At 65.1% G+C, this 14,369-nt stretch carries 12 protein-coding genes; 9 read left to right on the top strand and 3 right to left on the bottom strand.

Annotated features, from left to right (window positions below; genetic code table 11):
• The first annotated feature begins 703 nt into the window (after positions 1-703).
• From GC106_RS33920 to GC106_RS33900, 5 genes are all read left to right on the top strand, one after another.
• Entirely contained in the window at positions 704-1,822 is a 1,119-nt protein-coding gene (locus GC106_RS33920; RefSeq protein ID WP_246367487.1) for a PLP-dependent cysteine synthase family protein, read from the top strand.
• 50 nt (positions 1,823-1,872) lie between these two features.
• On the top strand, positions 1,873-3,042 hold the full coding sequence (locus tag GC106_RS33915) for an MDR family MFS transporter (protein ID WP_217281330.1): 1,170 nt from the start codon (positions 1,873-1,875) through the stop codon (positions 3,040-3,042).
• Positions 3,043-3,371: 329 nt separating this feature from the next.
• The gene (locus GC106_RS33910; RefSeq protein ID WP_173139041.1) at positions 3,372-4,433 is read left to right on the top strand and encodes a C40 family peptidase; all 1,062 of its coding nucleotides are present in this window, start codon (positions 3,372-3,374) and stop codon (positions 4,431-4,433) included.
• A gap of 127 nt (positions 4,434-4,560) precedes the next feature.
• Positions 4,561-5,976: a class I SAM-dependent methyltransferase gene (locus GC106_RS33905; protein ID WP_173139040.1), complete on the top strand. Its 1,416-nt coding sequence runs from the start codon at positions 4,561-4,563 to the stop codon at positions 5,974-5,976.
• 130 nt (positions 5,977-6,106) lie between these two features.
• On the top strand, positions 6,107-6,544 hold the full coding sequence (locus tag GC106_RS33900; RefSeq protein WP_173139039.1) for a hypothetical protein: 438 nt from the start codon (positions 6,107-6,109) through the stop codon (positions 6,542-6,544).
• Between the two features lie 679 nt (positions 6,545-7,223).
• Here the strand turns inward: GC106_RS33900 and GC106_RS49005 are convergent.
• Positions 7,224-7,355, bottom strand: a complete 132-nt coding sequence (locus tag GC106_RS49005) for a hypothetical protein (protein ID WP_281368697.1) — start codon at positions 7,353-7,355, stop codon at positions 7,224-7,226.
• On the opposite strand from GC106_RS49005, the gene GC106_RS33895 reads away from it, so the two are divergent.
• The 4 genes from GC106_RS33895 to GC106_RS33880 all read left to right on the top strand — a co-directional run bounded on the left by GC106_RS33895 (position 7,304) and on the right by GC106_RS33880 (position 11,455).
• A complete protein-coding gene (locus GC106_RS33895; RefSeq protein ID WP_312873088.1) occupies positions 7,304-8,617 on the top strand; it encodes an FAD-dependent monooxygenase in 1,314 nt (437 codons plus the stop codon). The two genes, GC106_RS49005 and GC106_RS33895, sit on opposite strands and share 52 nt — an antisense overlap.
• Positions 8,618-9,402: 785 nt before the next feature.
• Positions 9,403-10,035, top strand: coding sequence for a DUF305 domain-containing protein (locus GC106_RS33890; RefSeq protein ID WP_173139264.1), 633 nt, complete (start codon positions 9,403-9,405; stop codon positions 10,033-10,035).
• Positions 10,036-10,139: 104 nt separating this feature from the next.
• The gene (locus GC106_RS33885; RefSeq protein ID WP_173139038.1) at positions 10,140-10,502 is read left to right on the top strand and encodes a BlaI/MecI/CopY family transcriptional regulator; all 363 of its coding nucleotides are present in this window, start codon (positions 10,140-10,142) and stop codon (positions 10,500-10,502) included.
• Positions 10,499-11,455, top strand: a complete 957-nt coding sequence (locus GC106_RS33880; RefSeq protein WP_173139037.1) for a M56 family metallopeptidase — start codon at positions 10,499-10,501, stop codon at positions 11,453-11,455. Before GC106_RS33885 ends, GC106_RS33880 begins: the two co-directional genes overlap by 4 nt.
• A gap of 3 nt (positions 11,456-11,458) precedes the next feature.
• On the opposite strand, the gene GC106_RS33875 is transcribed toward GC106_RS33880, so the two are convergent.
• The gene (locus tag GC106_RS33875; RefSeq protein WP_312873087.1) at positions 11,459-12,871 is read right to left on the bottom strand and encodes an NADH-quinone oxidoreductase subunit N; all 1,413 of its coding nucleotides are present in this window, start codon (positions 12,869-12,871) and stop codon (positions 11,459-11,461) included.
• 5 nt (positions 12,872-12,876) lie between these two features.
• Positions 12,877-14,367, bottom strand: coding sequence for a complex I subunit 4 family protein (locus tag GC106_RS33870; protein WP_173139036.1), 1,491 nt, complete (start codon positions 14,365-14,367; stop codon positions 12,877-12,879).
• Positions 14,368-14,369 lie beyond the last annotated feature (2 nt).

Genomic DNA, 14,369 nt, shown 5'->3' with positions numbered 1-14,369 from the left:
CACTGTTCGAGTTAGCGGCGCAGCTCTGCACGCCGGACGCGGCATATGTCCCGCCGGTATACGCGGAATGACAGTTTGGAGAGTTATGCCCCAACGAGATGACCACCGAGCGTGCCTGATCCACTCCGCACTGGTACCGTCAGATTACGATGAGGATACGGGGAGCTAACGTTCACCGCCGACGCTTGCGGGTGTCGGTGGTGTTCCTCGTTGTTGCCTCGCTTCTGTGGCTGCAGGCCGCGATGTGCGCTCCTGGTCTCCACCACGTCGGTCACACGACGCACGCCGCGATCGAGGGTTCTGCCGGCGAGGAGCATCCAGACGATGTACAAGGGTGTCACCACGACGACCGGCATTCCCACTCGATCGCCTATGTTCCAGCCGCACCCGCGCGGCCGTCCGGCGCCGTGGACATTCTGCTCGCCGTCGTGGCCATCGGGCTACCGCTTACGAACGCTCGTACCCGCTTGACGCGGGACCACAGCTTGTGGTCGACGAGTCGGCGTCGATGTCGGCCTGGGCGCGCACTCCTGATCGATCTCTGCGTCGCACGGCCCTAGAAAGGCCTCGCTGCGCCGAGCCGTCAGACGACCCACCCGGGGGACTGTCCTGGGTCGTACTCGCGCGGCTCCGATGCGGCACCACCGACGTCTTCCGTCCGCGCTGCGTACGTCGCAGCACGTCATCGAGAGATCTCACAGGACTGATGAACACACTGCTTACCGCGCCGTTCTCGGCGCCGGCTTCCCCGGCCCAGCTGCTGACCTCGGCGGTCAGCTGCCACTCCCCTGCCACCGCTGTCGGCAACACGCCGGTGTTGTGGATCGGGGAGCCGTTTGCTCCGGTCGGGCGCGGTTTCTGGGCCAAGCTTGAGGGTCTCAACCCGGGTGGCATGAAAGATCGTCCTGCCTTGCACATGGTGACTAAGGCCAAGGAGCGCGGTGACCTGGCTCCGGGAGCCAGGATCGTGGAATCGACCAGCGGCACGCTCGGTCTGGGACTGGCGTTGGCCGGTATCGCTCATCACCATCCGGTCACGCTGGTCACCGATCCCGGCATGGAGCCGATCGTGCGCCGCCTGCTGCGCGCGTACGGCGCCGAGGTGGAACTTGTCAGCGAACCGCACGCCACGGGCGGCTGGCAGCAGGCCCGGCGTGACCGAGTGCAGGAGGTACTCGACAAGTACCCGGGTGCGTGGTGCCCGGACCAGTACAACAACCCCGACAACGTCACCGCCTACTCCTCGCTCGCGCTGGAGTTGGTCGCGCAGCTCGGCCGCATTGACGTCTTGGTCTGCTCGGTGGGTACGGGTGGGCATTCGGCGGGGATCGCCCGCGTGCTGAGGGAGTTCTTCCCCCATCTGCGCCTGGTGGGCGTGGATACGGTCGGATCGACGATCTTCGGCCAGCCCGCGCGCACGCGGCTGATGCGTGGACTGGGATCGAGTATCTATCCCCGCAACGTGGACTACGACGCCTTCGACGAGGTCCACTGGGTCGCCCCTGGCGAGTCGGTGTGGGCGTGCCGGCGTCTCGCCGCGACCCATCACGCCAGTGGCGGCTGGAGTGTGGGCGCGGTGGCGCTGGTCGCGGGGTGGCTGGCCCGCGTGAACGAGCCGCACACCCGGATCGCGGCGGTCTTCCCAGATGGACCGCAACGGTACTTCGACACCGTCTACAACGACGAGTACTGCCAGAAACATGGGCTGCTGGACGTGGAGCCCGCGCCGGAGCCTGACACGATCGGTTCGCCGTCGGATCGTGTCGTCGAGCGGTGGACGCGGTGCGCACACGTGTCGGTTCCCGCTGGAGCGACGCGGTGAAGCGGTTGGTGACCGAGTTCCGGTCGTTCGACCGGCCGAGCAAGCTGTTGATGGTCAACCAGTTCACCATCAACGTCGGCTTCTACATGCTGATGCCCTACCTCGCGGGGTACCTCGCCGGTCCGCTCGGGCTGGCAGGCTGGGCCATCGGCCTGGTGCTCGGCGTCCGCAACTTCTCGCAACAAGGCATGTTCCTCGTCGGTGGCACGCTCGCGGACCGGTTCGGCTACAAGCCGCTCATCGTCGCCGGCTGCGTGCTGCGCACCGCTGGGTTCCTGTTGCTGGGCCTGGTCGATTCGTTGCCGACGCTGGTGATCGCTTCAGCCGCGACCGGTTTCGCTGGCGCGTTGTTCAACCCGGCGGTGCGGGCTTACCTGGCGGCGGATGCCGGTGAGCGCCGCGTCGAGGCGTTCGCGTTGTTCAACGTGTTCTACCAGGGCGGGATCCTGATCGGCCCGCTCGTCGGTCTCGCGTTGACCGCAGTGGATTTCCGGTTGACCTGTCTCGTCGCGGCCGCGGTTTTCGCGGTATTGACGATTCTCCAGGTCCGGGCCCTGCCGCGGCGGGCGAGCACCGAGGAACGCCGGTCGGTGCTGAGCGATTGGCGCACGGTGATGACCAACCGGCCGTTCCTGTTGTTCGCTCTGGTCATGATCGGGTCGAACGTGTTGTCGTTCCAGGTGTACCTGGCTTTCCCGTTACAAGCCAAGGCGATTGCCGGTTCGGAGACGGCCGCGACTGCGTTGGTCACCGCATTGTTCGTGGTGTCCGGGGTCCTCGCGATCGCAGGCCAGTTGCGGATCACTGCATGGGCTCGCCGCCGCTGGCAACCTGGTCGTTGTCTGGTGATCGGCATGGGACTGCTGACAGCGGCGTTCTTGCCACCGATGCTCGCCACGCACTCCGCCGCGGCGCTCGTGCTCGCAGTGGTGTTCCTGACACTGGGCACAGTGGTGGTCTACCCGTTCGAGATGGACACCATCGTGCGACTGTCCGGCAACCGCCTTGTCGCGACGCACTACGGCTTCTACAACACCGTGGTCGGCGTGGGCATCATGCTGGGCAACCTGTTCGCCGGCACGGTGTTCGACCTCGCGCGGGACGCCGGAATGCCCGAGGCGCCGTGGGCAGGCCTGGCAGTGATCGGACTCTGCTGCGCCTTCGGCCTCTACCTGCTGGATCGCAGACGAACATTGGTCACCGAGCCAGTAGCCGCGTAACGACCTGACGCGGGTGGGTGCTGGACACGGGATTCAGCACCCACCCGGGCCACCACACGGATCACGGCGGCCACGTCGGGTACACCTCCTCCGCAGTACTAAGTCCCTTAGGAGGACCTGCTGGCCACGCTGGATCGAGTTGACCGAGGACATAACCACCGATCACACCTAGTACTAGCTGCATTAGTAGACATCGGATCGTTACTTCTTTAGGGTGACGGCGTTCCCCGGGGCCGACTGCCGTCCGCTCCGGACAGCGCTCCGGGGAATACCGCCGTGGGAGTTCGCAGCGAGGCCGGCGGTCGACACCCGAAGGAGATACACGCGACGTGGCGTCGCATAGACTCAAACGCACCCTACGAAGGTCACTGGCGGTCAGTGCGGTCCTCGCGGCCGCCTTGTCGTCCACTCCGGTCAGTGCCCAACCGGCCACACCACCGCCGGACACCAGTTCCGATGCCATGAAGGAGTACAACGACCTCGGGGCCAAGGCGGCCTCGGCCGACGAGGACCTCGCCGACGCAGAGGAAAACCTGAAGACCAGGCAGGGCGACCTGGCCAAGGCGAACAGCGACCTGGCCGCCGCGCGCGGTGCCGAGGACCAGGCCAAAGCCGCCATGACACAGGTCGAAGGCAAGGTCGACGAGTTCACCTCGGCGTCCTTCCGCGGGGCACGCCTCAGCGGGATCTCCGCACTGCTGGTCAGTGGCTCTCAGCAGGACTTCCTGGACCGGATGTCCGCGCTGAACGTCCTCGCGGTCGACAACTCCAACGCCATGCAGCAGATGCGGTCCGCAGTTCAGGCAGCTGACAACGCGCGGGTCGAGGCGGCCAACGCCCAACGCAAGGCACAGGAAGCCACCGACAGCGCGGCGAAGCTCGTCGATGAGGTCAAGCAGCGCAAGGCCGAGCTGGACAAGCGCATCAAAGAGGTCAAGCAGGCGCTGAACAGGCTCAGCCCGACCGAGAAGAAGTCGCTGAGTACCGTCAAGGACAACGGTGCCTACTTCGGACCCCCCGGAGCCGCGAACACCGCTCTGCAGGCAGCACTGGCCAAGCGCGGCTCCGAATACGAATGGGGTGCGACCGGGCCGAAGGAGTTCGATTGCTCCGGCCTGACCAGTTGGGCCTACAACGCCGCAGGGATCAAGCTGCCACGTACCAGCCGGATGCAGTACAAGGTCGGCCGAGCCGTGGCAGCCAACGAACTACAGCCCGGTGATTTGCTGTTCTACGACGACGGCACCGGCAACCCCGACAAGATCCATCACGTGGCCATTTACGTCGGCAACGGCAAGATGGTCGACGCGCCCACCGAGGGCCAACTCGTCGACGTGCGCTCCATGAGAGGCGACGGCCACTTCATCGGCGCGCGCCGCATCGCTGGCTAGCCACACAACTTGGGTCCCGGCCGGGACTTCCACCCGGCCGGGCCCGGCGTCTCCCACCGGAACATCTACTAAGACTGTTAGTAGTATCGTGTGCGATGTCAGACCATGCACGTGCGAAAGGTGGGCGATGACAGCGAGCAGAGCAACACTCCCGGATGCCTTACCGGCCAACTTGCGCTGCCCGGAGTGCACAAGCGCCTTCCACTTCGTTCCTTCGCCGAGCCAGCCTTTGGCCGACGGCACGTTTGGCGTCCTGTCCTGCGGAGAGCACACGTTCCCCGTCATCGACAGCATTCCCGTCCTGCGGTCCGGCCGGATCGACGTTCAAGATCACCTGACCGGCCGAGCGGACGTCGCCGGGCCATCCGTGGAGGAGCTGCTCTACCGCGTACGCGTAGATCCTCTGGAAGCGTTGGTCACCCTGCTGGCATTCCCTCCGTCACTACCGTTCGACCTGGAACGACGCCCCGGATTAAGACTTCCGTTGACCAAGGGCCCAGTGGCCCGGCTGACCGCGCACAAACGCCGCCGACTGGTACGCGGAATGCTCAGGCGCCTCGGCGAGCAGTGCGCCCAGGACTGGCTCGACCTGAGCTACCTCCGTAGCCGCAACGTCGACCGAGAGCTGCACCCCTACTTCCTGAACCGATTCGGCCAGCCTCGATACCTGGCTTCGTTGTCGCTGACGAGCATCCTCGAGGAAGATCCTTTGCCGGTGTTGGATGTTGCGTGCGGATTCGGTCACGTGATGCACCACCTCGCCATCCGCTCCCGTCCACTCAGCACGATCGGCGTGGATCGGAACTTCTTCCAGCTGTGGGTAGCTCGACGTTTCATCGTCCCCGGCGGGCATTACGTCTGTGCCGACGTGTCACGGCCGCTCCCCTTCACAGACGACAGCTTCTCCGCCTCCCTGTGCACGGACGCCTTCCACCTGTTGGACGACAAACAAACGTGCTTCGACGAAATGCGCCGCTGCGCCCGCGACCGCACGGTCGTCGTCGACCGAGTCGGCAATCAGATGGTGGAACCACACGACGGTGAACGCGAACTCGATCCGACAGGCTACGTCGGCCTGGCTCGTGACACCCCATGGCGGATGGTCAGCCAGACCGAACTCGTCGAAGGTTACCTACGCTGCCACGGGCCGCAACTCGCCCGGCAGCGCGACGTCGACGAGTTCTCCGAACAGAAGTGGCTTTCACTGGTCATCACTGACAACACCGCACTGTTTCGAGACTACGGCCGGTTCGAGCGAATGCCCCACAGCGAGGGCCCACTGGGCATCAATCCCATCTACCGGACCATGTCCTCGCCCGATGGACTGAGGTTGGTCTTCGAGTTCCCTTCCACCTGGTACGCGTTCGAGAACGCGGAATCCTTGAGCTATCACGCCACGGCCATCCGGCTCACTGCCGACGAGTTCGAGACCGTCCACAGCGGAAAACGAACCGCGCGTACCGACGAGTTGGTCGAGAAGTACGTGCTTGTGGGCATGCCGCAGCGATACACCCGACCACCAGTGCCAGAGCAGGCATCCTGAGTCGCTTCGGCTGCCAGCACCACACCAGAGCGACTACTGTGCAACAATGTGTACCACGGTGAAGCCGGGATGATGACGGTTGTGTCTTATGTGGAATGACCAGAGCCGGCGGCTGGCGGGAGGGATCAGCGTGGCCGCCGCGACCGCCGCAATCGTCGGGATCCCCACTGATGTCCTGGACACCGACTACTTCACCCGGATGACATCCGTCCGCTGGTGGGAATATCCGGTCCTGACGCTGACCGCGGTGCTGACCGGACTGTGGGCGACGATTCCGCGTGCATCAGGCACGCGTGGCCAGGTGGGAGTCGCGGGAGCTGTCACCACCGTGGTGTTCGCCGTCGCATGCCCGGTTTGCAACAAGATTGTTGTCGGACTGCTGGGCTTGTCAGGCGCGCTGGGCATTTGGGCACCGATGCAACCGATTCTCGCAGCACTGTCATTGGCGGCACTCAGCGCGGCAGTGGTCATACGCTGGCGCCGTCGAACCTGTTCCGCGGGGACATGCCCGCCGTCAGAGCGAACTCCCACCGTTCCGGAGTCCCCGGCGGTGGCCAGTCCTCCGTGACCAGTCCCTTGCGATCGATCTACTAGGTCAGATAGTATGGATTGACTGGTCAGATCCTCCCCCTCGGCTGACGAGTTGTAGCAACCCGACGGACGCCTTCCGACATGGAGGCGTCCGTCGCAATATGAAGGCCTCGATGAGGGTGCGGGTGACAGATATGCTGCTGCGCCTGGCTTTCACTTCGGTGATCGTTGCACCCGCCGCGTTACTGGCCGTGTCAACCGTCAGGCACGCGACCCGCGAAGTCGCGAAGGCGATCTCACACCTTCAGCTCAGCGCTGATGGATGACCCAAGCGCGGCCGACCAGCCCATTCCGACCCTTCCGGTGGGCGGCCGTTTCAGGGGCACACATGGGCCGCCCACCTTCAAGGGAGCTCCGACAGCCGGGAAACCGTCGAGCACTGGAATACTATGCATGGTAGTAACAGAATTGGCAATGACGCTATAACGATCACAATGAGCCCGCATGGCGGCGACTGCCCGAGCGAGCAGGAACGGGTGATCACTCGATGGCGGAGGTCATCCCTGCCGAGAGCACCGACTCCCGGCCGAACGCCGTGTGCCAGACAAGCATCCACAGGTGCCACCAACACCGCAATGGCGCGAGCCACCAGGCCAGCCGCGCCGACGCCCAGGATCGAGATAGGGAGCAGCACGTGTGATGGGATGAACGCACTGTCACACCCCCGGGAAGGTGTGCCACGAGTCGTCCCAGTAGGTCGCGGCCAGTCCGGCCGCGGTTGCGGCGACCACACCCCATGCGGCCAGCGCAGGCAGCGGGCCGACATCGACCCGATCTCGTACTTCCATACGCGAGATGCGCGTATGCTCCTAACTCGAACACTTGCGTTCGAGTTATGGATCCGGAGGTAGCGATGGGACGGACAGCAATCGTCACAGGTGGAGGCATCGGCGGCCTGGCAGTGACCATCGGACTGCTTCGAAGCGGTTGGCAGGTCACTGTTTTCGAGCGGGCTGAGGAGTTTCGTCCGGTTGGTGCCGGCCTGGCACTGGCACCGAACGCTGTGCGAGCCCTTGACTGGCTTGGCCTCGGAGACCGGCTGCGCGCTGCTGGGACGGCTCAGGGCGGCGCTGGTTTGCGGACATCGTCGGGACACTGGCTCATGCGCGCGCATCTGGCGGAGTTCGAAGCGAGGTTCGGAGTGCCAGGGTTCGCGTTGCACCGGACTGACGTGCATCGGATGCTTCTTGAGGCCGCTGCAGGCGCGAAGCTGATGAGGGGGTATGAGGTGACGTCTGTCCATAGCCGACCGGACGCGGCGACCGTGACGTGCGAGAGCCCCAGCGGGCCGGTCACGGCGACCGCTGATCTCGTCGTCGTCGCCGACGGTCTGCACAGTCGCCTCCGGGGTTCCCTGTACCCCCGTCACCCGGGACCTCGGTACGCCGGTTATGTCACGTGGCGCAACGTCGTGCCTGCCGAGGCCGGTGTCCACGTCGAGACCGGCCTGACGGAGAGTTGGGGCCGGGGCAAGCGGTTCGGCATCGTTCCGCTCCCCGACGGGCGTGTCTACTGGTACGCCAGCGTGTCGCTACCGGAAGGCGCGCGGCGGGATGCCGAACTCGCCGACCTCGCGCGACTGTTCCGCGACTGGCACGCGCCCATACCGGAGCTGCTCGACGCGAGCCCGCCGAAGAACTTACTGCGTCATGACATCTACTCGTTGACGGAGCCACTTCCCCGTTACGTGGCCGGCCGCGTTGCACTACTTGGCGATGCCGCGCACGCCGTGACGCCTGATCTGGGGCAGGGCGCCTGTCAGGCACTGGAAGACGCGGTCACCCTGGCAGGTCTCGTTGTCCGCACGCCTGATATCGACGCCGCGCTGGCGGCTTATGACCACATCCGACGACCGCGCACGCAGCGATTGGTCCGTGTCTCCGCATTGGCTGGCCGAATCGGCCAATGGCGTAATCCGTTCCTGGCAGCCGCGCGCGACACCCTTGCTCAACTGGTTCCTGCACGCGGCTACCTTCGGGCGATCAGCCACACATTGTCGTGGCAGCCCTCGCCGCAGTGGCCTGCCCCGACGACCCTTCCGCAGGGGTGAGCCGCACGGCTCCCACCATGTCGACAGCACCCGATGCTTACCAAAGGTGACTGCACGGAAACGGAGTATGACGATGCACAACAACGGCAGTCGTTCGATTACCGAGGGTCACTTCGTTCGCGAGGGTCTGGGCCGACCTGGATATCACGTGCTGGCTGGAATACCGACGTGGTTGTGCCTTGCACGTAATGAAATGGAGCCGCTGCTGAGGCGCCCTCGCACCGACGGTCGAGGCTAGTACTACCCTGTCTAGGGGAAGCACTCGGTGCATCGATGGTCTGGCACACATCCGGAGTGGGACTACGTTGGTGGGCATGAAGCTGGGCACGCATGCGGCAGGGCCACGATGGCTCCTGTTGTGCCTGCTTCTTCTCGGCGTGGTCGGCATGCATCATTTCACCCCGGCTGAAGCACACGAACAGCCTCTCGCCGCGGTTTCTCACGCGATGACGGACGTACCTGCGCCAGACCCAATGCACGAGCCGGACGGACCGGTTCCGAGCCCGGCGCATGATCTGTTGCACCTCTGCATGGCTGTGCTGTGTGGCATCGTCGGAATGGTCCTCTTCGGACTGTTGCTCGCACGATGGCGGCCCGATCGTGCTCAATCACTCCACCCGGCACGGAACGTCCAGCGTGTGGAGCGCCCGCCCAGATTGTTCGGGCGAGACTTACTCAGTTCGGTCTGCATGTTGCGGCTATAGGAGGTCCAGCGGCGGCACTCCGATGTGTCGCCGCCCGAGATCTCATTGCCATTCGACGACGCAGAACAGGACAACCACACCATGAGGAAGCTCCTTATTGGCGCGAGCGCGGCTGCCGCGCTCGCCTTGATCGCCGGTTGCGGAAACAGCGGGAACGACTCCGGCATGGCCGGGCACGGCACCATGAACACCGGCACGCCGACCAGCACCAGCACCAGTGCCCCAGCCGCCGCGACCGGAAACAACGCCGACGACATCAGCTTCGCGCAGGGGATGATCCCGCACCACGGCCAGGCAGTGGAGATGGCGAAGCTGGTGCCGTCCCGCAGCACGGATCCGAAGGTGCTCGACCTCGCCAAGCGGATCCAGCAGGCGCAGGATCCGGAGATCCAGCAGCTCACGGACATGCTCAAGGAGTGGGGCTCGGCTCCTACCAGCACACCGAGCACGCCGGGCATGGATCATGGCGGACACGGGTCGGCGGGCAGCGGCGGCATGATGACCGCCGAGGAGATGAAGCAGCTCGAGGCCGCCAAGGGCGCCGAGTTCGATCGCATGTGGATGCAGATGATGATCAAGCATCACGAGGGTGCGATCGAGATGGCCCGTACCGAGCTGAGCAAGGGCGCTAGCGCTGAGGCCAAGGCGCTGGCACAGAAGATCATCGACGCTCAGCAGGCCGAGATCACCGAGATGCAGGGCCTGATGAAGTGACCGTGTGGGGCGGTCTCGGCAGGAGGCCGCCCCATCCGGGCTGGGTCGACTATCCTTCCTAGGAGGTCGCGGGCGGCGGCCCGGTGCGCGTTGGGGAAGGTGTCATGTTTGGGCTCGGTGACCTCGAATCCGCGGTGATGGCCGTCTTGTGGGAGTCGGACGAGCCGGTGAAGGTGCGTGATGTCCTGGACAACCTCGACACCGGCAAGAAGCTCGCGTACACAACCGTGATGACCGTGATGGACAACCTGTACCGCAAGGGCTGGGTCCAGCGTGAACTGGACGGCAAGGCATACCTCTACCAGCCGGCCATCAGCCGTGAGGAAGCTGCGACGCGCGCCCTGCGCGAGGTGATCGCCGCATCGGGGGATGCCGAAGCCGTGTTGATGCACTTCGCCACGTCCGTGTCCGACCGGGAACGCGAGATTCTGCGTAGCGGGCTGCGGAAGAAGGCGCGCGGCCGATGACGGTAGCAGTCGCACTGCTGGTCAGTGCCGCCATGGCCGGGTGGCTGGCGCCGCGATGGCTCGACCGCGCTGATCTTCACCGGCGCGACCCGCGCATGCTGATCGTGGCGTGGCTGATGTCCATGGCCGGTGTGGCGTTCGCGGCCGTGGCCGGTGTCGTGCTGCTGCTCATCCCGAACCACGGGAACGTCGGATACTTCGTCGCGGCACTGCACCACTGTTGGGACGCTGTGCGGCACGGTTCGCCACCCAGCGTCGAGGCACTCGGCGGGGTGGTGGGTAGTGCGGTCGTGGCCGCCATGGCCGTGCGGTTGACCGTCATCGCGGTACGCGGGGCCCGCAAGCGGGCGAGCCGGCGCAGGGAGCATCTCAGTGTTCTCCGCCTGGCGGGCAGGAAGGACAATGGTTCGCCGTCGACGTTGTGGCTTGCCCACGATGAGCCACTGGCGTTCAGCATGATCGGTCGGCCAGGCGTGATTGTCGCTACCGAAGGGCTGCGTCGGCATCTCTCAGCCGAGAGCGTGGCGGCTGTGCTGGCCCACGAACGTGCTCATCTGCGGGGGCGTCATCACCTGCTTGTCGCCACCACTGACGCGCTGCGCACGGCCTTGCCGTTCGTGCCACTGTTCCGGCAGGCACCCGCAGCGATGCGGGAACTGGCTGAACTGGCCGCCGATGTCGCCGCGGTCCGGGTACACGGAGCCGCCGCGGTGCACGCCGCCCTTACCACGTGTGTGTCCGGCCAGGCACCCGGAGTAGCGCTTGCCATGGCGCGCGACGCGATCGAACTGCGACTGGCCCGCCTGCGTTCTGCGCCACCAGCCGCCAGCGACCTGCGGCGGGCAATGAGCTGTGGCCTGGCCGGAATAGCCGCCGCAGCAGTACCTCTCCTGACCGCAGCCACCCTGCTGATCGTGATGGGCGTGGCGACCTGTCCGATCGCTGGAAGCTGACTCTCAAGCGCCGCGGCCGACCAGCCATAGCCCGCGCAGCACCACATCCGACAGCGGTCCGAGCACGAGTGCCGACACGGCGGCGATGTAGGCGCCGACAGCAGCCCAACGGACCTGAGTAGCCGCAGGCGCCGGGGACGGACGGACGGCCGGGACGATCCAGCGCAAGTAGTAGAACAGGCTGGTGACGGTGTTGACCGCGGCAAGCACGACCAACCAGGTGAATCCTCCATCGAGTGCGGCTGTGAACACGGTCAGCTTTCCGACGAACACGGCGGTCGGTGGAGTTCCCACGAGGCCCAACAGGCAGATGACAAGGCTGGCTGCCAGCCACGGTCGTGTCTTGATCAATCCCTGGTAGTCCGTGACATTCCCGGCCGACGGCAACGCGCACACGACGGCGAATGCGCCGAGGTTGGTCAGGGCGTATGCGCCGAGGTAGAACACCAGGCCGGGTAGTGCCAGATCACTGCGGGTGGCGACAGCGACGGCCATCAGCAGGTAACCGACCTGGCTGATGGTCGAGTAGGCCAGCAGTCGCCGGACATTGTCCTGGAAGAACGCGGCGAGGTTGCCAACCGTCATGCTCGCGGCGGCGATCACAGCGATCACCAGTGGCCAATCGATCCCAGTTTCGGGCAGGCCTTGGGACACCAGGCGATAGATGGCGATCAGAGCACCGATTTTCGGAATCGTGGTGAGGAACGCCGCGGCTGGTGGACGGGATCCTTCGGTGACGTCGGGAACCCAGAAATGAACAGGAACCGCGCCGGACTTGAACAACAACCCGGCCAGTACGGCGACGAGCCCGATCGCGACAACCGCCGGGGAGGCGGAGGACAGTGCCGAACGCAAGTCTGGATAGGCAGTCGCACCACCGGCTCCGAACAGGACAGTGACGCCGCCGAGCATGATGACCCCGAGCAGCGCACCCAGCAGGTAATACTTCAACGCCGACTCAGTGCCGGGATCATCCTTGGCGAAACCGGCCACGGCATAGAGTGGAATGCTCGCCAGCAGATAACCGGCCATCAGCAACATGAGGTCGTTGGCGCCGGTGAGGATGACCGTTCCCAGCGCGCCGAGCAGTGTCAGGACGTAGTACTCGCTCTCCCGGGGGTGGCCACGGAACTCATCGATGCTCAGAAACAGCGCCACCACAAGCGATATCAGTACGATGAGACGGCCGGCGTTGGTGGCGACGTCGATGATGTAACTGCCGCCGAACACTGTCCTGGTCGGACCCGCCAGCATGGTGGCCGCGATGCCTCCCGCACAGGCGACTGCGGCCAACAGCGCAACCAGCCACTGGCGATGCCGAGGCAGGTAGGAGCCGAGCAGAAGTCCCAGGACCGCGGCCACCGCGAGAAATATCTCCGGCAGCAGTGCGGTGGGGTCTTCGTCCATCATCTCCATGGGCATCACCGGCCGACCAGCGTGACGACGATCCGGGACGCGGGTTCGATGACCTCGAGCAGGAACCGCGGGAAGATCCCGATGACCACCGCGGCGGCGATCAACGGCACGATGGCCACTCCCTCCACCACCGTGATGTCCCCGACTCGATCGGTCGGCGCACGGTATGGACCCAAAAAGATCTTCTGGAACGCCCGCAGGAACAGCGCCGCTGTGACGAGAATGCCCAGGAACGCCACCACTGTGGAAACTGGTGCGCTGCCGAGCGATCCGGTGAAGATCTGGAATTCGGCGATGAAACCGGAGAATCCGGGCAGTCCGAGCGACGCGAACGCGGCAAGCGCCGTCAGGCCGGCGAACCGCGGCGCTGTGCCAGCCAAGCCGCCGTAGCTGTCCATCTCGTAGGTTTGCCCGCGTTGATAGAGCACACCGGACAACAGAAACAAGGCGCCGGTGATCAGACCATGGCTGACCATCTGGGTCACCGCTCCGGTCACGGCGATCTCGCGTGCCTGTGCCGTAGACGAAGCGACAATCCCGGCAGCTCCGACCGCGAGCAGGATGTAGCCCATGTGGTTCACCGAGGTGTACGCGATCATGCGTTTGAAATCACGCTGAGCCAAGGAAACCAGTGCGCCATAGATGACGCTGACGACTCCGACGAAGACGAAGACGATCGCGTAGCGGCGCCAGGTGTCCGGCAGGACCGGCATCATGATGCGTACAAACCCATACGTTCCCATCTTGAGCAGGACGCCCGCCAGGATCGCCGACCCGGCGGCGGGAGCTTCGGTGTGCGCGGGTGGGAGCCAGGTGTGGAACGGAACTGTGGGTGTCTTGATGGCGAAACCGATTCCCAACGCGATCAGCACCGCGGCACCTGCGAAACCTGTGCCCGTCAGCGGCGCTTGGCGGGCGAGTTCGACGATGTCGAACGTGTGCGGCGTGGCAGCCAGATACAGGCCGATGAAACCCAGCAGCAATGCCAGCGAACCCAGGAACGTGTACAGGAAGAACTTCAGAGCCGCCTTCGCGGCGTTCCGGTGCCCCCAGCCGGCGATCACGAAGTACATGCCCACAATGGACAAGTCGAAGAAGACGAAGAACAGGATCAGGTCGAGCGCCACGAACAACCCGAGGCACACAGTCTGGAGGAAGAGGAACAGTGCGGCATAGGACCGCAACCGGTCGCTGTCCCGGAACGAATACACCGCACACGCCAAGAACAGTACTGCGGTCAACGCCACCAGCGGCAGGCTCAGGCCGTCGACGCCGAGGTGATAGCCCGAGCTGATGCTGGGGATCCACTTGACGTTCACCTCGTAGGCGAAGCCTCCGGGGCCTGGGGAATAGCCGATCCACAGTCCGACGACCAGCGCCAGGTCGATCGCGGTCGCAGCGATCCACAGCCACCGCACGAGACGGTCGGACGTGCGTGGCACGGCGAGCAGCACCACGGCGACGGCCACGGGCAGGAAAACGACGGCACTGAGCACGC

Source organism: Kibdelosporangium persicum (assembly GCF_013280595.1).
In the GTDB taxonomy this organism is placed as follows: domain Bacteria; phylum Actinomycetota; class Actinomycetes; order Mycobacteriales; family Pseudonocardiaceae; genus Kibdelosporangium; species Kibdelosporangium persicum.
Note: the sequence above shows the minus strand (reverse complement) of the source record. Positions and strands in the feature narration are given on the sequence as shown.